The organism is Acidovorax sp. DMC1 (genome assembly GCF_056314325.1).
This window is the reverse complement of sequence record NZ_JBQUYO010000002.1, coordinates 331812-349813: the sequence shown is the minus strand read 5'-3', so window position 1 is coordinate 349813 and position 18002 is coordinate 331812. Positions and strand designations below refer to the sequence as shown.

The 18002-nt window shown below is 63.7% G+C and carries 16 protein-coding genes and 1 tRNA gene; 14 read left to right on the top strand and 3 right to left on the bottom strand.

Going from position 1 to position 18002, the window contains the following annotated elements; all coding sequences use genetic code 11:
* Nucleotide 1: 1 nt before the first annotated feature.
* Entirely contained in the window at nucleotides 2–859 is an 858-nt protein-coding gene (locus ACT531_RS06030) for a YbgC/FadM family acyl-CoA thioesterase (RefSeq protein WP_288850510.1), read from the top strand.
* Nucleotides 860–922: 63 nt separating this feature from the next.
* On the opposite strand, the gene ygfZ is transcribed toward ACT531_RS06030, so the two are convergent.
* A complete protein-coding gene (gene ygfZ / locus ACT531_RS06025; protein WP_476016838.1) occupies nucleotides 923–1840 on the bottom strand; it encodes a CAF17-like 4Fe-4S cluster assembly/insertion protein YgfZ in 918 nt (305 codons plus the stop codon).
* Nucleotides 1841–1885: 45 nt separating this feature from the next.
* On the opposite strand from ygfZ, the gene mltG reads away from it, so the two are divergent.
* The 6 genes from mltG (at nucleotide 1886) to ACT531_RS05995 (ending at nucleotide 6586) form a co-directional block, all read left to right on the top strand.
* Nucleotides 1886–2872 (top strand): endolytic transglycosylase MltG, encoded by a 987-nt coding sequence (mltG, locus tag ACT531_RS06020; protein ID WP_476016837.1) that lies wholly within the window; start codon nucleotides 1886–1888, stop codon nucleotides 2870–2872.
* 28 nt (nucleotides 2873–2900) lie between these two features.
* Nucleotides 2901–3578 (top strand): dTMP kinase, encoded by a 678-nt coding sequence (tmk, locus tag ACT531_RS06015; protein ID WP_476016836.1) that lies wholly within the window; start codon nucleotides 2901–2903, stop codon nucleotides 3576–3578.
* On the top strand, nucleotides 3575–4582 hold the full coding sequence (locus tag ACT531_RS06010) for a DNA polymerase III subunit delta' (protein ID WP_476016835.1): 1008 nt from the start codon (nucleotides 3575–3577) through the stop codon (nucleotides 4580–4582). The genes tmk and ACT531_RS06010 overlap by 4 nt, the downstream gene beginning before the upstream one ends.
* A 16-nt stretch (nucleotides 4583–4598) precedes the next feature.
* Nucleotides 4599–4958, top strand: coding sequence for a PilZ domain-containing protein (locus ACT531_RS06005; protein WP_015013859.1), 360 nt, complete (start codon nucleotides 4599–4601; stop codon nucleotides 4956–4958).
* Between the two features lie 150 nt (nucleotides 4959–5108).
* Nucleotides 5109–5915 (top strand): TatD family hydrolase, encoded by an 807-nt coding sequence (locus ACT531_RS06000; protein ID WP_476016834.1) that lies wholly within the window; start codon nucleotides 5109–5111, stop codon nucleotides 5913–5915.
* The gene (locus ACT531_RS05995; protein WP_476016833.1) at nucleotides 5912–6586 is read left to right on the top strand and encodes an ankyrin repeat domain-containing protein; all 675 of its coding nucleotides are present in this window, start codon (nucleotides 5912–5914) and stop codon (nucleotides 6584–6586) included. The genes ACT531_RS06000 and ACT531_RS05995 overlap by 4 nt, the downstream gene beginning before the upstream one ends.
* A gap of 108 nt (nucleotides 6587–6694) precedes the next feature.
* Here ACT531_RS05995 and msbA read toward each other — a convergent pair whose 3' ends face one another.
* A complete protein-coding gene (gene msbA / locus ACT531_RS05990; RefSeq protein WP_476016832.1) occupies nucleotides 6695–8497 on the bottom strand; it encodes a lipid A export permease/ATP-binding protein MsbA in 1803 nt (600 codons plus the stop codon).
* A 140-nt stretch (nucleotides 8498–8637) separates the two neighbouring features.
* Here msbA and tolB point away from each other — a divergent pair, with 140 nt between their 5' ends.
* From tolB to ACT531_RS05965, 5 genes are all read left to right on the top strand, one after another.
* On the top strand, nucleotides 8638–9957 hold the full coding sequence (gene tolB, locus ACT531_RS05985; RefSeq protein WP_015013863.1) for a Tol-Pal system beta propeller repeat protein TolB: 1320 nt from the start codon (nucleotides 8638–8640) through the stop codon (nucleotides 9955–9957).
* Nucleotides 9958–10001: 44 nt separating this feature from the next.
* A complete protein-coding gene (pal, locus tag ACT531_RS05980) occupies nucleotides 10002–10544 on the top strand; it encodes a peptidoglycan-associated lipoprotein Pal (RefSeq protein WP_015013864.1) in 543 nt (180 codons plus the stop codon).
* Complete coding sequence (gene ybgF / locus ACT531_RS05975) at nucleotides 10544–11335, top strand: tol-pal system protein YbgF (protein ID WP_422846808.1); 792 nt, start codon at nucleotides 10544–10546, stop codon at nucleotides 11333–11335. Before pal ends, ybgF begins: the two co-directional genes overlap by 1 nt.
* Complete coding sequence (locus ACT531_RS05970; RefSeq protein WP_476016831.1) at nucleotides 11332–12162, top strand: tRNA threonylcarbamoyladenosine dehydratase; 831 nt, start codon at nucleotides 11332–11334, stop codon at nucleotides 12160–12162. Before ybgF ends, ACT531_RS05970 begins: the two co-directional genes overlap by 4 nt.
* Before the next feature lie 42 nt (nucleotides 12163–12204).
* A tRNA-Lys gene (locus ACT531_RS05965) sits at nucleotides 12205–12280 on the top strand.
* A 144-nt stretch (nucleotides 12281–12424) separates the two neighbouring features.
* Here ACT531_RS05965 and ACT531_RS05960 read toward each other — a convergent pair.
* Entirely contained in the window at nucleotides 12425–13489 is a 1065-nt protein-coding gene (locus tag ACT531_RS05960) for an AI-2E family transporter (RefSeq protein WP_476016830.1), read from the bottom strand.
* Nucleotides 13490–13731: 242 nt separating this feature from the next.
* On the opposite strand from ACT531_RS05960, the gene ACT531_RS05955 reads away from it, so the two are divergent.
* The gene (locus ACT531_RS05955; RefSeq protein WP_015013899.1) at nucleotides 13732–16611 is read left to right on the top strand and encodes a 2-oxoglutarate dehydrogenase E1 component; all 2880 of its coding nucleotides are present in this window, start codon (nucleotides 13732–13734) and stop codon (nucleotides 16609–16611) included.
* Between the two features lie 51 nt (nucleotides 16612–16662).
* On the top strand, nucleotides 16663–17931 hold the full coding sequence (odhB, locus tag ACT531_RS05950; RefSeq protein WP_209819510.1) for a 2-oxoglutarate dehydrogenase complex dihydrolipoyllysine-residue succinyltransferase: 1269 nt from the start codon (nucleotides 16663–16665) through the stop codon (nucleotides 17929–17931).
* Nucleotides 17932–18002: the final 71 nt, after the last annotated feature.

Here is an 18002-nt window from a genome sequence, read left to right as displayed (position 1 = left end):
CATGCAACGCAGTGATTTCCGTTGTTTCCACCGCCTGCGCGTGCGCTGGGCCGAGGTGGACATGCAAAAGATCGTGTTCAACGCGCACTACCTCATGTACGTGGATACCGCCATGTCCGAGTACTGGCGCGCGCTGGCGCTGCCGTACGAGGCGAGCATGCTGGCGCTGGGCGGCGAGATGTATGTGAAGAAGGCCACGGTGGAGTACCACGCCTCGGCGCGGCTCGATGACACGCTGGACGTGGGCCTGAAGTGCGCGCGCATCGGCAACTCGTCGTGCCTGTTCACGGCGGGCATCTTTTGTGGCGACCGGCTGCTGATCTCTGCCGAGCTGGTCTATGTGTTTGCGGACCCGGCCACGCAGACCTCGCGCCCGGTGCCGCCCGCACTGCGTGCGATCTTTGAAGGCTTTGAAGCGGGCGCCGAGATGGCCGAGGTGCGCACCGGCGATTGGAACACCCTGGGCCGCGATGCCGGCCGCGTACGCACCGATGTGTTTGTGCATGAGCAGGGCATTCCGGCCGAGGTCGAGGCCGATAGGCACGACATTTCGGCGCGCCACGCTGTGCTGTACAACCGGCTGGGCATGCCCGTCGCTGCGGGCCGCCTGCTGCAGCACGCACCCGGCGTGGGCCGCATCGGCCGCATGGCGGTGGACCGGTCGGTGCGCGGTGCGCAGTGGGGCCGCCAATTGCTGGATGCGCTGGTGGACGCGGCGCGTGCCCGGGGCGATGCCGAAGTGCAATTGCACGCCCAACGCAGCGCCGAGGGCTTTTACCGCCGCGCGGGGTTCACGGTGGTGGGCGAGCCGTACGAAGAGGCAGGCATTGCGCACATCGCCATGGCCCGCAAGCTTTGATGGTTTGCTATTAAAAGGAGAGCTACTCGGGCATGTTGGACTAGCGCCTGTGCCCGATTTGGCTCAAATATCGTCCAGCAGCGGGTAGGGCAGGGGCAGCAGCGACAGCGCCACGCCGCCTTCTGCGCCCACTTGCAGCGAGCCCTCTTGGGCAGCGCTGATCTGCAGCGACACGATGGTGTCAAACCCGCCGCCGGGCGCAGCGGCCACCTGCACCACGGTGCCGCAGGGCTGTTCGAGGTCGCTGGTGCTGAACACCTCGGCGCCCACCGCCACCTCGGCTGCTGTATGGGCAATGTAGGCGCGGCGCTTGAGCGTGCCACGGAACTGGCTGCGCGCCACCACTTCCTGGCCGGGGTAGCAGCCCTTCTTGAAGTTCACGCCGCCCACCGATTCGTAGTTGAGCATCTGGGGCACAAAGGCTTCGACCACCGGCGTGGTCAGCGTGGCGACACCGCTGATGACTTCGCTCCAGAGCCACAGCGTGGCATCCAGCGCAGGGCCTGCGGGCGCGGGCTCTGTGGCGGGGGCTAACCAGAGGGCGCGCGGGGTGCCATTGGCGGGGTACAGGTGCACCACGGTGGCGGCACCCACATCGGCCTTGGTCCAGGCGGGCTGGGCGCTGCCAGCTACGGAGTTGATAGCGTCTCCGGCAACGCCATAGAGGGCGATGTCGGGGGTGGCATCGGTCAGCTTGGCCTTGGCGCGCAGCACAAACATCGACAGCCGCTTGCGCGTGGCAGGCAGCAGGTCGCGGCTGCAGACCAGCAGCACCTCGGTGGCGCTGCGCTTGAAGCCGATGAAGCTGGCCTGCATGCGGCCCTTGGCCGACAAGAAGGCCGCGAGGCGGGCCTGGTCCATGCCGAGCAGGGCGAAATCCTGGGTGAGCTGGCCGTGCAGAAACTTGGCAGCGTCTTCGCCTTCCACGCGAATCACGCCGAGGTGGGACAAGGGGGCAATGCCATTCAAGGGGTAGGTCATCGCTGAATTATGATGCCCTGATTCATACATATTGGTAGCAGGGTTGTGCGACGTTTACTGGCTTTGATCGTGTTGGTGGGGATCGCACTGGGTGGCGCTGCGTATTGGTGGCTGCACCAGCCGCTAGACGTGGGCCCCGAGCCGCTGGAGCTGGCCATCGAGCCCGGCACCACGCCGCGCGGCGTGGCCCGCGATGTGGTGGCGGCCGGGGTGAAGACGGACGCGCGCCTGCTCTACGCTTGGTTCCGTGTCTCGGGGCAAGACCGCGCCATCAAGGCGGGCAACTACGAAATTCCGCCTGGCACCACGCCCATCAGCTTGCTGCAAAAGCTGGCCCGGGGCGAAGAGGCCTTGCGCGCACTCACCCTGGTCGAAGGCTGGAACTGGCGCCAGGTGCGCCAGGCGCTGGCCAAGGAGGAGCAGATCAAACACGATGCTGCCGCCTTGACCGACGAGGCGCTGATGGCCCAGCTGGGCCGCCCCGGCGTGGCGCCCGAGGGGCGGTTCTTCCCGGACACCTACACCTACGCCAAAGGCTCCAGCGACATCGCCTTGCTGCGCCGGGCGATGCACGCCATGGACCGCCATCTGGAGGCGGCCTGGGGCCAGCGCGCGGCCGACACCCCGCTCAAGTCGGCGGACGAGGCGCTGACGCTGGCCAGCATTGTCGAAAAGGAAACTGGCAAGGCCAGCGACCGGGGCCAGATTGCAGGCGTGTTCGTCAACCGCCTGCGGGTGGGCATGCTGCTGCAGACCGACCCCACGGTGATCTATGGCCTGGGCGAAAAGTTTGACGGCAACCTGCGCAAGCGCGACCTGCAGACCGACACCCCCTGGAACACCTACACCCGCCCCGGCTTGCCGCCCACGCCCATCGCCATGCCCGGCAAGGCCTCGCTGCTGGCCGCCGTGCAGCCCCAGGCCACGCGCGCGCTCTACTTTGTGGCCAAGGGCGACGGCACCAGCCACTTCAGCGCCTCGCTGGAGGAGCACAACCGCGCGGTCAACCGCTACCAGCGCGGGCAGCAGTAATCCGATGGCTTCGTCAACCAAGGCTCCCATGTCACGACCCGGTCTGTTCATCACGTTTGAAGGCATCGACGGTGCAGGCAAGTCCTCGCACATCGAGGGCCTGGCCGCCGCGTTCCGCACCCAGGGCCGCACCGTCACCGTGAGTCGAGAACCCGGCGGCACGCCGCTGGCCGAAAAGCTGCGCGAGATGGTCCTGAACGACCCGATGGATGCGCTCACCGAGTCGCTGCTGATCTTTGCTGCCCGCCGCGACCATCTGCGCAATGTGATCGAGCCCGCTTTGGCCCGGGGCGACGTGGTGCTGTGCGACCGGTTCACCGATGCCACGTTTGCCTACCAGGGCGCGGGGCGGGGTTTTGATCTCAGTGTGCTATCAACTTTAGAGCGATTTGCTCAGACTGGACTGGCGCCTGAGGCCAATTTGATGCGTGAGCCCGATCTGACGGTGTGGTTTGACCTGGCGCCCGAGGTGGCGGCCGAGCGCCTGGCCGGTGCGCGTGTGCCCGACCGCTTCGAGGCGCAGCCGGTCGAGTTCTTCCGCCGCGTGGCCCAGGGCTATGCCGACCGCGCCGCTGCGGCGCCCCAGCGTTTTGCGCGTCTGGACGCTGCGCAGGAGCGCCACCGCGTGTGGCAGCAGCTGACCAGCGTGTTTGTGCGCAAGGGCTGGCTGGCCATCATGGTGGCGACACAGGGAGGGCCGCAATGAGCGAAGCCGCCGTGGCGCTGGCGCCTTGGATCGCCGCACAGCGCACCAGCCTGCTGGCCCAGCGCGGCCATGCGTGGCTGCTGCAGGGACCGTCGGGCCTGGGGCAGTACGCCCTGGGGCTGGAGCTGGTCCGCGCATGGCTGTGCGATACACCAACGGAGCAGGGCGCCTGCGGCCACTGCGGCAGCTGCCACGCCATCGATGTACGCACCCATGCCGACTTGTGCGTGCTGATGCCCGAGGTGCAGATGATGGCGCTGGGCTGGCCCCTGTCGGAAAAGGCCCAGGCCGACATCGACGACAAGAAGCGCAAGCCCAGCCGCGAGATCCGTGTGGAAGCCATGCGCGATGCGGTGGAGTTTTCGCAGCGCACCTCGGCGCGTGGCAAAGGCAAGGCCGTGCTGGTCTACCCGGCCGAGCAGATGAACCATGTGACGGCCAACGCATTGCTCAAGACGCTGGAAGAACCGCCCGGCGACGTGCGTTTTGTGCTGGCCAGCGAGGCCGCGCACCAATTGTTGCCCACCATCCGCAGCCGCTGCCTGGGTCACACCATGGTCTGGCCGGCCGAGGCCGACAGCCTGGCGTGGTTGCAGGCCCAAGGCCTGGCCCGGGATGCGGCAGCGTCGTTTTTGCGCGCGGCAGGCGGGCGGCCTGAGGACGCCCTGGCGCTGGCCCAGTCCGGCCGTAGCCCGCAGGCCTGGTCTGCCTTGCCGCAGGCGGTGGCGCGGGGCGATGTGACCGCCTTGGGCGATTGGGCCCCGGCCCAGGTGATCGACGCGCTGCAAAAGCTCTGCCACGACCTGCTGGCCGCCAGCGTGGGCGCCGCACCACGCTACTTTGCGCCGGCCGACCTGCCCAAGGCACCGCCCCTGGGCGCGCTCACGCGCTGGTCGCGCGCACTGTCCAAGGCCGCGCGCACGGCAGACCATCCGTTCAACGGCGGGCTCATGCTGGAGGCGCTTGTCGCTCAGGCGCGAAACACCCTACACTCCAGACACTAAGCCGCACCCCCCACCCATGAGCAGTCCATCCACCGCGCCCCGTCCCAGCGTCATGCAGCTGGCCATCAAGGAAAAGGCCGCGCTTTATGCCGCGTATATTCCTTTTTTTGCCGAAGGGGGCATCTTTGTGCCCACCCAGCGTGATTACAAGCTGGGCGACGATGTGTATGTGCTGCTGACCTTGCCGGACGACACCCAGCGCTACCCCGTGGCAGGCCGTGTGGCTTGGGTGACACCCGCCCGTGCCGCAGGCAACCGCACCCAGGGCGTGGGCATCCAGTTCCCCAAGGACGAAAAATCCCGCCAGCTCAAGGCCAAGATCGAGGAATTGCTGGGAACTGCGCTGGGCTCAGACCGTCCTACCCAGACGATCTGACCGCGCCACCGCCGCCCCCGTGCCGACCCGCGCTGGCTGGTCGGCTTTTTTGTTTAGGACTTGCGCAAACAAGGATGAACCGCCGGTTTCCTACATGGAAACCCCCTTCCTGAAGCGCGTTTTGCGCAAGTCGCGTTGTTTTGCTATCCCATGTTCACCGATTCGCACTGTCACCTCAACTTCCCGGAACTGGTCAGCCAGTTGCCCGCCATCCGCCAGGCCATGGCCGAGGCGCAAGTCACCCGGGCCCTGTGCATCTGCACCACCATGGAAGAGTTCGAGGGCGTGCACGCCCTGGCCCTGGCCCATGACAACTTCTGGAGCACGGTGGGCGTGCACCCCGACAACGAGGGTGTGACGGAACCCAGCGTGCAGGACCTGCTGGACCGCGCCGCACTGACCCGCGTGGTGGCGATTGGCGAGACCGGCCTGGACTACTACGGCATGGAAGACCGCAAGGGCGGGCGCAGCATTGCCGACCTGGAATGGCAGCGCGACCGCTTCCGCACCCACATCCGCGCAGCGCGGGCCTGCGGAAAGCCGCTCATCATCCACACGCGCAGTGCGTCCGATGACACGCTGGCCATCCTGCGGGAAGAGGGCGAGGATGGCGCAAGCAACCAGGCGGGCGGCGTGTTCCACTGCTTTACCGAGTCCATGCAGGTGGCGCGCGCCGCGCTGGATCGGGGCTACTACATCTCGTTCTCGGGCATCGTCACCTTCAAGAGCGCGCAGGAGCTGCGCGACGTGGTGGCCTTTGTGCCGCTGGACCGCATGCTCATCGAGACCGACAGCCCCTACCTGGCCCCGGTACCCTACCGTGGCAAGACCAACAACCCGTCGTATGTACCCCATGTGGCCCGGCAGGTGGCGGAGACCAAGGGTCTCGCGCTGGAGGTGGTGGCAGAGGCCACCAGCCGCAATTTCGATCGCTTGTTCCCGGAGGTAATGGCATGAACCTGCAACGACGTTCTGCCCTGGCCGCTGTGGCGCTGGGCTTGGTGTCTGCCCGGGCCTGGGCGGGTGCCTATGAAGACTTTTTTGTGGCCATCCTGCGCGATGACGGGGATGCAATCACTGCGCTGCTGCGCCGCGGCTTTGATCCGAACACGCGCGACCCCAAGGGGCAGGTGGGGCTCACGATTGCCCTGCAAAATGGCGCAAACAAGGCCGTTGCTGCGTTGCTGGCATCCCGCCGGCTGAATGTAGAGGCCCGCAACGCCAAGGACGAAAGTCCGTTGATGATGGCTGCCATCAAGGGCAACGTAGATGCCGTCAAGGCGCTCATAGCGCGCGATGCCGATGTCAACAAGACCGGTTGGACGCCACTGCACTACGCCGCATCGGCAGGTTCGCCGCAGCACGCGGTGATCATTTCATTGCTGCTCGAAAACCACGCCTACATCGACGCAGCATCGCCCAACGGCACCACGCCGCTGATGATGGCGGCGCATTACGGATCTACCGAAGCCGTGCAATTGCTGCTGGATGAAGGGGCCGACCCTACGCTCAAGAACCAGCTGGGCTTGACCGCCGCCGATTTCGCCTTGCGTGTGAGCCGTACCGAGTCTGCGGAGAGAATCGCTGCGGCCATTCGGAAGCGCCAGCCCAACCGGGGCAAGTGGTAGCCAAGTAGCCAAGGCAGGCGCCAGCCGCACATAGAGGGCTGGTGCAAAGCGGGCCCTGCGGACTGTTTAGAAATCAGCAAAGGCCAGCACCAGTCGTGCCGCGCCCGCTCATTCAGCGATGGTCCCTGAGCCCGACGCGGCGCGTGTCTGCAGCCGCGCATACAGTCCACCCTGCGCCATCAACTCGCTGTGGGTGCCTTGCTCGGCGATGCGCCCGCGCTCCATCACCACCACGCGATCAGCATGCTCGATGGTGGATAGCCGGTGTGCAATGACCAGGGTCGTGCGGCCTTGCATCAGGCGCTGCAGGGCTTCCTGCACCAGGCGTTCCGATTCGGTGTCCAACGCCGAAGTCGCCTCGTCCAGGATGAGGATGGGAGCGTCCTTGTACAAGGCCCGAGCAATGGCCAGCCGCTGACGCTGCCCTCCGGACAACTGCGTGGCGTTGTGCCCCACCACCGTGTGGATGCCCTGCGGCAGACCGGCCACGTGCTCGGCGAGGTTGGCGGCAGCGAGGCATTCCAGCACGCGGGTTTCGTTCACGGCCTGGCCCAGAGCCACGTTGGCGGCAATGGTGTCATTGAACATCACCACATCCTGGCTCACCATCGCAAATTGCGATCGGAGGGACGCCAGGTCCCAGTCCTGCAAGGCATGCCCGTCGACGGCGGCGGTGCCGGCAGAAGGCAGCACAAAACGCGGTAGCAGGTTGACCAGTGTGGTCTTGCCTGCCCCGGAGGGACCCACCAGCGCGACGATCTCGCCCGGGGCCACCTGCAGGTTGACCCCATCCAAGGCGGGGGCGTGGTCGGCGCCGAACGATACGGTGACGTTGCTCAGCGTGAGCGCGCCTTGCACCCGGTCCTTGCGGTAGGTGCCGCCGGTTTCCGCGCCGGTGTCACCCAGCAGCCCCAGGCCGCGCTCCAAGGCGGCGACGCCCCGGGTCACGGGGCTGGCCACATCCGCCAGGCGCCGGATCGGCGCGATCAGCATTAGCATGGCCGTGATGAACGACACAAACCCACCCACGGTCACATCCTTCACGTCGACGGCACCCCGGCTCTGCCACAGCGCAATGCAGATCACCACCGACAGCGCGGCGGCGGCCAGCAACTGGGTCAGCGGCGTCATCGCCGCAGAAGCGATGGTGGATTTGATGGCCAGGCGGCGCAGGCTGCGGCTCAGGTCGGCAAAGCGCTGCGCCTGACCGCCTTGTGCGCCATGCAGACGCACCATGCGATGTGCCAGCACGTTTTCTTCGACCACATAGGCCAGCTCGTCCGTGGCCTGCTGGCTGCTTTTGGTGAGGTGGTACAGCCGCCGCGACAAGGTCTTCATGATCCAGGCGACCCCCGGAACAACGACTGCAACGATCAGTGTGAGCTGCCAATTGAGGTACAACAAATAGACCAGCAGCGCGACCAGCGTGAACCCGTCGCGCGACAGGCCGAGCAGGGCCTGCACCAGCAATGTCGCACCGGTCTGCACTTCATAGACCACCGTATTGGAGAGCGCGCTGGCCGACTGGCGCCCAAACAATCCCATCTCAGCGGCCAGAACACGATCAAACAGAGCCTGGCGCAGTGTCAGCATGCCTTCGTTGGCAATGCGTGCCAGCGCGTACTGGCCCACAAACTGGGCCACGCCACGTACGAAAAAGACCCCCAGAATCGCCAGGGGCACCATCCACAGTTGCAAGGTGCCCTGGGTAAAGCCCTTGTCCAGCAGGGGTTGCAACAGGGCGGGGATCAAGGGCTCCGTGATGGCGCCCACCAGTGTGGCAACAATGGCCAGGCTCCAGGCCATTCGCTGGTCGCCAAAGTACACCGACAGCCGCTTCAGGCGCGCCATCAAGGTTGTGGGGGGATTGGGTGCGGGGGCAGGCGTCGTGCCCGTGTCGATGGCTTGCATGTCGGCCGGATTCTACGTTTGTGCCATGTGAAGCCTGTCCGGCACGGTGTGTCGCGCACAGTTTGTCACAGGGGGCTCGCCGCTGTGTGTAACATTCGGGTTTGCCCTTTCGGCACTTGTTCGGCCACTGCTGGATGCCAATGACCACAGATCGAATCTCCCAACACCCATCTCCCGCAGCCCCGCTGCTTCCCTTGCGCCGCCAGTTGCTGGCCGCACTCATCGCCTCTCCCTCCATTCCCGCGCTTGCTCAGTTCCGAGTGGAAGTCACCGGCGTCGGGCTGACCCAGTTGCCCATCGCCATCGCTCCATTTCGCGGTGAGGCGCAATCACCCCAAAAAATCGCAGCCATCGTCCAGGCAGACCTGGAGCGCAGCGGGCAGTTCCGCGCGATTGATGCAACGGGGGCAGCGCTGGATGAAACCGCGCGGCCAGATGTCGCGCTGTGGCGCCAGAAGAGTGCGGATTCGCTGGCCACTGGCAGCGTCACGCGATTGGCGGATGGGCGCTTTGATGTGCGCTTTCGCCTTTGGGATGTGGTCAAGGGGCAAGACCTGGGCGGGCAGAGTTTTGTCGTTACGCAGGGCGACCTGCGTCTGGTCTCGCACCGCATTGCCGACTTCATCTACGAAAAGCTCACCGGCGAGCGCGGTATCTTCTCGACGCGCATTGCCTATGTGACCAAGACCGGCCCCCGTTACAGCCTGTGGGTGGCAGATGCCGACGGCGAAAACGCCCAGTCCGCACTGTCGAGTCCCGAGCCCATCATCTCGCCCGCGTGGTCTCCGAATGGCGGCCAGCTGGCGTACGTGTCGTTCGAATCGCGCAAGCCGGTGGTGTATGTGCACGATGTGGCCACAGGTCGCAGACGCTTGATCGCGAACTTCCGTGGCTCCAACAGTGCACCAGCCTGGGCACCAGACGGCCGCACGCTGGCAGTGACATTGAGCCGCGACGGTGGTTCGCAGCTGTACACCATCGACGCGAATGGCGGCGAGCCGCGCCGACTGATGCAAAGCTCTGGCATCGATACCGAGCCCGTGTTCTCAGGCGACGGCCGCAGCATCTTCTTTGTGAGCGACCGGGGAGGTGCGCCGCAAATTTACAAGGTGGGCGCGTCAGGGGGCAATGCGGAGCGCGTGACCTTTACCGGCACCTACAACATCTCGCCCAGCGTGAGTCCCGATGGTCGCTGGCTGGCCTACATCTCCCGCGTGGGGGGGGCGTTCAAGCTGCACGTGATGGACCTGTCCACGGGCACCGTCAATGCAGTGACTGACACGACGGCCGACGAAAATCCCAGCTTTGCACCCAACAGCCGCCTCATTGTTTACGCCACCCAGCAGCAGGGCCGTGAGGCCCTCATGACCACCACGTTGGACGGCAAGATCAAGGCGCGTCTCGCCGGCCAGGCCGGCGACATCCGTGAGCCGGATTGGGGCCCGTTCCAAAAGCAATGAACTTATTTGCAATTTCAGTTATCAAGCCTTCAGGAGAAATTTGGATGATGAAACGTATTACCCTTGCCCTCACCGTTGCCGCTCTCATGGCGGGCTGCAGTTCTGGCGTGAAGCTGGACGATGTGCCTGTCGAGGACAAAAATGCGACTTCCACCATGGGCGGTGCCAACAACGGCGCCAATTCCGGCAACACGTCGCAAAGCGGCGTGGCTGGCGTGGACCTTGGCCAGTCCGGCCGTGACGGCGCAGGCCCCGTCGGCGTTGCTCGCGTCGTGTACTTCGACTACGACAGCTACGTGATCAAGCCCGAGTTCCAGTCGATGATCGAAGCGCACTCCCGCTTCATCAAGGCGGCTCCCAATCGCAAGGTCATGATCGAAGGTCATACCGATGACCGTGGCGGCCGCGAGTACAACCTGGCACTGGGCCAGAAGCGTGCAGAAGCCGTGCGCCGTTCGCTGGGCTTGCTGGGCGTGCCTGACAGCCAGGTCGAGGCCGTGAGTTTCGGCAAGGAAAAGCCTGCAGCCCAAGGCACCACCGAAGACGCCCGCGCCCAGAATCGCCGCGCTGAACTGTCGTACCGTTGATGGCCCCCGCTGCACCGGTTTTTTCGCTGCGGGCGCTGGCAATGGCCGCGATGCTCGCCGCGTCGCTGTCTTCCGCCCATGCGGCGATCTTTGAAGACGGCGAGGCGCGGCGCGCCATCCTGGAGATGCGACAACGCGTGGATGGCCTGCAGTTGTCTCAGCAGCGCTCTGCGGAAGAGGTGCGCAAGCTCGGCGAAGAAAACGCTCAGCTGCGCCGCAGCCTGCTGGATTTGCAGACCCAGATCGAGACCCTGCGCGCCGAGCAGGCCAAGCTGAACGGCCAGAACGAGCAGCTGCTGCGCGATGTAGGTGAGCTGCAGCGCCGTCAGAAGGATATTGCCCAAGGCGTGGACGAGCGGTTGCGGCAGTTCGAGCCCATCAAGGTCACGGTGGATGGCCGCGAGTTTCAGGCAGACCCGGCGGAAAAGCGGGACTTTGAAGCGGCCCTGGCTGTGTTTCGGTCTGGCAAGTTCCCTGACGCCAGTGCCGCTTTCGCAGCCTTCGTGCGGCAGTATCCGCGCAGCGGCTACGTGCCTTCTGCGCGTTTCTGGCTGGGCAATGCCCAGTACGCGACCCGCGAGTACAAGGACGCCATCGGCAATTTCAAGCAGATGCTGGCCGAGGCCCCCACGCACGCACGTGCGCCCGAGGCCGCGCTGTCCATCGCCAATTGCCAGATTGAGCTCAAGGACACCCGCACCGCGCGCAAGACGCTGGAAGACCTTCTGCGAGCCTATCCGCAGTCTGAAGCGGCCGTTGCTGCCAAAGAGCGCCTCTCAAGGCTCAAATGACGGCGGTTTGTGTGGCCTTGGCCTCGCAACCTGCCGCAGACGAGGCGGCGGAGCACGCATTGGAGCGTCGCTTCGGCGGGCTTCAGCGACTCTATGGCGTGCAGGGTGCAGCAAGAATCCGTGCCGCCCACGTTGCCGTGATCGGCATTGGCGGTGTCGGATCCTGGGCTGCGGAGGCGCTTGCTCGCAGTGGCGTTGCTCAAATCACCTTGATCGATTTGGACCATGTCGCTGAATCGAACATCAACCGCCAGATCCACGCATTGACCGACACCGTAGGGCAAGCCAAGGTTTTGGCCATGCGCGATCGCATCGCGCAAATCCACCCGGAGTGCACCGTCAACTGTGTTGAGGAGTTTGTGGAGCCCGGAAATTGGCCGGATTTGTTGCAGACGCCTGTGGATGCACTGATTGATGCGTGTGACCAGATCAAGGCCAAAATGGCGTTGTCGGTGTGGGCGCGGGCCCATGGTGTGCTGCACATCACCGTAGGCGCAGCAGGTGGCAAGCGGCATGCGCACAAGGTGGATGTGGATGATCTTGCATTCACAACCCACGACCCTCTGCTGGCCCAAATGCGCTACCAGATGCGCAAGCACCACGGCGCGCCGCGTGAGGGCAAGAAGATCGGGGTTCCCTGTGTTTTCAGCCGCGAGGCGGTAGCTCCGCCAGATGCCTCCTGCAACATCGATGGCGATGGATCTTTGAACTGCCATGGCTACGGATCGGTGGTTGCCGTGACTGCGACCTTCGGTCAATGTGCGGCCGGCTGGGTACTCGATAAACTTGCAACTGATTCCAAATCGGCAAGGAAAAAGACGCTATAATCCAAGGCTTTGCAGCAATCGATACGATGGTTGCAATCGGTTGGGACGTTAGCTCAGTTGGTAGAGCAGCGGACTTTTAATCCGTTGGTCACAAGTTCGAATCTTGTACGTCCTACCACCCGATTCAAAAACGTACTTTCAAGTGCGTTTTACGCCAAAAGCCTCCCTCGGGAGGCTTTTGTTTTTGGTGGTCAGCTTACCAGCTGGTCATGGGGCGCGATGCCCCGGGATATTGGCGCGCTTGGCCTGGGCAAACCGGGTATCACTGGGTGGGTGCGTCCGTTTCAGCCGAGGGTGCAAAGAGGTCCCAGCTGGCCATGAACAATGCTGCAATCACGGGGCCGATCACAAACCCTGTCAGGCCGAACAAGGCCATGCCGCCCAGGGTGGAGATCAGCACGATGTAGTCGGGCATCTTGGTGTCCTTGCCCACCAGAACTGGGCGCAAGATGTTGTCCACGAGCCCGATCACAAAGACCCCGAAAGCCGTCAACACCACCCCTTGCCACACTGCACCGGTTGCCAGAAAGTAAATGGCGACGGGCACCCATATCAGCCCGGCGCCCACTGCGGGCAACAGCGATAGGAAGGCCATCAGAACCCCCCATAGCACTGGGCCCTGGATGCCCAGGATCCAGAAAATCATGCCGCCCAGCGCGCCCTGAGAGGCAGCTACCACAATGTTGCCTTTGACCGTGGCTCGGATCACGGTGGTGAATTTGCCCACCAGCTGACGTTTGTGAGCTTCTTCCAAGGGGGTGGCCTGACCGATCCGCTTCGCCAAGCTGGCACCATCGCGCAGCAGGAAGAACAGCAGATACAGCATGATGCCGAAGCTGACGATGAACTCGAGTGTGTTTTGGCCGATGCTCAGCGCCTGCGTCGCAACGAATTGACTGGCCTGCACTGCAAAGGATGAAAGCTTTTGTTGAAGCTCGCTCACGCTGGTCAGTTGCAGGCGATCGAGCAGGTTGACGGCCCAGGCGGGCAGGGCGGCGATGACCTGTTGCAGGTACAGCCCAAAATTGATCTGGCCGGAGCGTACGCGCTCATAGATGGCGGTGGCTTCTTGAACCAACGACACCGTGATGGCAGCCATGGGCAGGATCACCACCACCAGGCACAGGCCAAGCGTGCACAGCGCAGCCAGTGTGGGGCGCTTTGGCATTTTTCTCAGCAATTTGCGATGCAGTGGCGCAAAGAGGATGGCAAGAATGACACCCCAGAAAACGGCTCCGTGAAACTGCCACAGGATCGCGCCGAACGCGATGGTGACGACGGTGAGGAGCAGCAAAAAGGCTTTGTCCTGGAGGTGTTGATGCGGCATGGAGTTGGGGTTGCAATGGGATAACCGGAATGTACGCGAGGCGCCGGTCGAAGCGGATTTTTGGACGGTGCAGCGATGGCTGCATCCATTTTTTAGGGGTGGACTTCGGTTCAGTGGCACAATGGCGGTCGTACCAAGGCCCTTCCCCAGCCACAGTCGCATCCGCCAACCGGTTCAGCCGTGTCGCGGAAGGTTTCTCAACCAGCTAATGCTTTCCCAAGGAAAGCGGAGGTCAGCGGAATATGAGCGATACGACATCCGTCTATCAAGCCTACCAAGGCAACACTTACCTCTTCGGCGGCAATGCGCCCTATGTCGAAGAGATGTACGAGAACTATCTCGCCAACCCCGGTAGCGTGCCCGATACGTGGCGCGAGTACTTTGATGCACTGCAGCACGTCCCGGCCGTGGATGGCAGCAACGCCAAAGACGTCCCGCACCTGCCCGTCATCAATGCCTTCGCAGAGCGCGCCAAGCAAGGCGGCACCAAGGTGGTGGTGGCGACCGGCGCTGACTCGGAGCTGGGTCGCAAGCGCACGGCCGTACAGCAACTGATCGCCGCCTATCGCAACGTGGGTCAACGTTGGGCCGATCTGGACCCGCTCAAGCGCACCGAGCGCCCCGCAATTCCTGAGCTGGAACCCTCTTTCTACGGTTTCAGCGACGCCGACCAGGAAACCGTGTTCAACACCAGCAACACGTTCTTCGGCAAGGAGTCTATGACCTTGCGCGAGTTGATCAACGCGCTGCGCGAGACTTATTGCGGCTCCATCGGTGCCGAATACATGTATGCCACTGACCAGAACCAGAAGCGCTGGTGGCAAGAGAAGCTGGAAACCATCCGCAGCAAGCCCAATTTTGGCGCGGACAAAAAGAAGCAGATCCTGGACCGTCTGACGGCCGCTGAAGGCCTGGAGCGTTTCCTGCACACCAAGTACGTAGGTCAAAAGCGTTTCTCGCTCGAAGGTGGTGAGAGCTTCATCGCTGCGATGGATGAACTCATCCAGTCTGCTGGCGCCAAGGGTGTGCAGGAAATCGTGATCGGTATGGCCCACCGTGGCCGTCTGAACGTGCTGGTCAACTCCCTGGGCAAGATGCCCAAGGACCTGTTCGCAGAGTTCGACCACACCGCTCCCGAAGACCTGCCTGCAGGTGACGTGAAGTACCACCAAGGCTTCAGTTCCGACGTGACCACCCCCGGCGGCCCGGTTCACCTGTCGCTGGCATTCAACCCATCGCACCTCGAAATCGTGAACCCGGTGGTCGAAGGCTCTGTGCGCGCTCGCATGGATCGCCGTGCCGACCCCCATGGCAAGCAGGTTCTGCCCGTGCTCGTCCATGGCGACGCAGCTTTTGCGGGCCAGGGCGTCAACCAGGAAACGCTGGCGCTGGCCCAGACCCGTGGCTACTACACGGGCGGCACGGTGCACATCATCATCAACAACCAGATCGGTTTCACCACCTCCGATCCACGTGACGCACGCTCCACGCTGTATTGCACCGACATCGTGAAGATGATCGAGTCGCCCGTGCTGCACGTGAACGGTGATGACCCAGAAGCCGTGGTTCTGGCTACCCAACTGGCGCTTGAATTCCGCATGGAATTCAAGAAAGACGTCGTGGTGGACATCATCTGCTTCCGCAAGCTGGGCCACAACGAGCAGGACACCCCGGCTCTGACGCAGCCCCTGATGTACAAGAAGATCGGCGCACACCCCGGCACCCGCAAGCTGTACGCCGACAAGCTGGCCACCCAAGGTCTGGGCGAGTCGCTGGGCGATGACATGGTCAAGGCCTACCGTGCCGCCATGGACGCGGGCAAGCACACGGTCGATCCGGTGCTGACCAACTTCAAGAGCAAGTACGCCGTGGACTGGAGCCCGTTCCTGGGCAAAAAGTGGACGGATGCTGGTGACACCGCCATCCCGCTGGCCGAGTGGAAGCGCCTGGCCGAGAAGATCACCACCATCCCCGATAGCGTCACGCCACACCAGCTCGTCAAGAAGGTGTACGACGACCGTGCTGCGATGGGCCGTGGCGATATGCCCGTGGATTGGGGCATGGGCGAGCACATGGCGTTTGCGTCGCTGGTGGCCAGCGGCTATCCAGTGCGCCTGTCTGGCGAGGATTGCGGCCGTGGCACGTTCACGCACCGCCACGCCGTGATCCATGATCAAAAGCGCGAGAAGTGGGACATCGGTACCTACGTGCCGCTGCAAAACGTGGCCGACAACCAGGCCCCGTTTGTTGTGATCGACTCCATCCTGTCCGAAGAGGCGGTGCTGGGCTTCGAATACGGCTATGCATCGAACGACCCCAACACCCTGGTGATCTGGGAAGCGCAGTTCGGCGACTTCGCCAACGGCGCGCAAGTGGTGATCGACCAGTTCATCGCCTCGGGCGAAGTAAAGTGGGGCCGTGTGAACGGCATCACGCTGATGTTGCCCCACGGCTACGAAGGCCAGGGCCCTGAGCACAGCTCGGCCCGCCTGGAGCGCTTCATGCAGCTGGCTGCCGACACCAACATGCAGATCGTGCAGCCCACCACGGCCAGCCAGATCTTCCACGTGTTGCGTCGCCAGATGGTGCGTGATCTGCGCAAGCCGCTGATCATCATGACGCCCAAGTCGCTGCTGCGCAACAAGGACGCCACCTCGCCGCTGTCCGAGTTCACCAAGGGTAGCTTCCAGACGGTGATCCCCGAGCAGGATGAAGCGATCGTGAAAAAGGCCGCCAAGGTCAAGCGCGTGATCGCATGCTCGGGCAAGGTGTACTACGACCTCGTGAAGAAGCGCGCCGAGAAGGAAGCCGACGATGTGGCGATTCTGCGCGTCGAGCAGCTGTACCCCTTCCCGCACAAGGCGTTCTCTGCCGAACTTAAGAAGTACCCGAACGCTACCGACGTGGTGTGGTGCCAGGACGAGCCACAGAATCAGGGCGCCTGGTTCTTCGTGCAGCACTACATCCACGAAAACATGCTCGAAGGCCAGAAGCTGGGCTATTCCGGCCGCGCTGCTTCGGCATCGCCAGCCGTGGGTTACTCGCACCTGCACCAGGAACAACAAAAGGCGCTGGTGGACGGCGCGTTTGCCAAGCTCAAGGGTTTTGTCCTGACCAAGTAAGGCCAGCTGCGACCCGACAACAGAACAAAACCCTATTCCGAAAGAATTGATATGGCTATCGTAGAAGTCAAAGTCCCCCAGCTGTCCGAATCCGTGGCCGAAGCCACCATGCTGACCTGGAAGAAGAAGGCCGGTGAGGCCGTGGCCGTGGACGAAATCCTCATCGAGATCGAAACCGATAAGGTCGTGCTCGAAGTGCCTGCACCGTCCGCTGGCGTGCTGGCTGAGATCATCCAGGGCGACGGCGCCACCGTGGTGGCGGACCAGCTCATCGCCAAGATCGACACCGAAGGCAAGGCCGGTGCTGCAGCTCCTGCTCCGGCAGCAGCAGCTCCCGTGGCCGCCGCAGCACCTGCTGCCGCCCCCGCCGCTGCTGCTGGCGGCGCCAAGGGTGATGTGGCCATGCCTGCTGCCGCCAAGCTGTTGGCCGACAACAACCTGTCTGTCTCGGCCGTGGCCGGTTCGGGCAAGGATGGCCGCGTGACCAAGGGTGATGTGCTGGCCGCTGTGGCGGGCGGCGCCAAGGCTGCCGTGGCTGCGCCCAGCGTGATTCCCACTGGCGTGCCCACCAAGGCACTGCCCCAGGTGGCAGCGCCCGCTGGCAAGGAAGACCTGAGCGGCCGTCCCGAGCAGCGCGTGCCCATGAGCCGCCTGCGCGCCCGTGTGGCCGAGCGTCTGCTGCAGTCGCAGTCGACCAACGCCATCCTGACCACGTTCAACGAAGTGAACATGGCCCCCGTCATGGACCTGCGCAAGAAGTTCCAGGACAGCTTCACCAAGGAACACGGCACCAAGCTGGGCTTCATGTCCTTCTTCGTGAAGGCTGCTGTGCACGCTCTCAAGAAGTACCCCGTGCTGAATGCATCGGTGGATGGCAACGACATCGTTTACCACGGCTATTTCGACATTGGTATCGCCGTGGGTTCGCCACGCGGTTTGGTGGTACCCATTCTGCGCAATGCCGACCAGATGAGCTTCGCCGACATCGAGAAGAAGATCGCCGAGTTCGGCAAGAAGGCTGCCGAAGGCAAGCTGGGCATTGAAGAAATGACCGGTGGCACGTTCTCCATCTCCAATGGCGGCACGTTCGGCTCCATGCTGTCCACGCCCATCATCAACCCGCCCCAGTCGGCCATCCTGGGCGTGCACGCCACCAAGGACCGTGCCGTGGTCGAAAACGGCCAGATCGTGATCCGCCCGATGAACTACCTGGCCATGTCCTATGACCACCGCATCATCGATGGCCGCGAAGCCGTGCTGGGCCTGGTGGCGATGAAGGACGCGCTGGAAGATCCATCGCGCCTGCTGTTCGACATCTGATCCCCTGACTGCATCGACCCACCCGCGTGGCCCGGCCTCTGGTCCTGCCCGCCGGTGGGTCTTTCTCCACC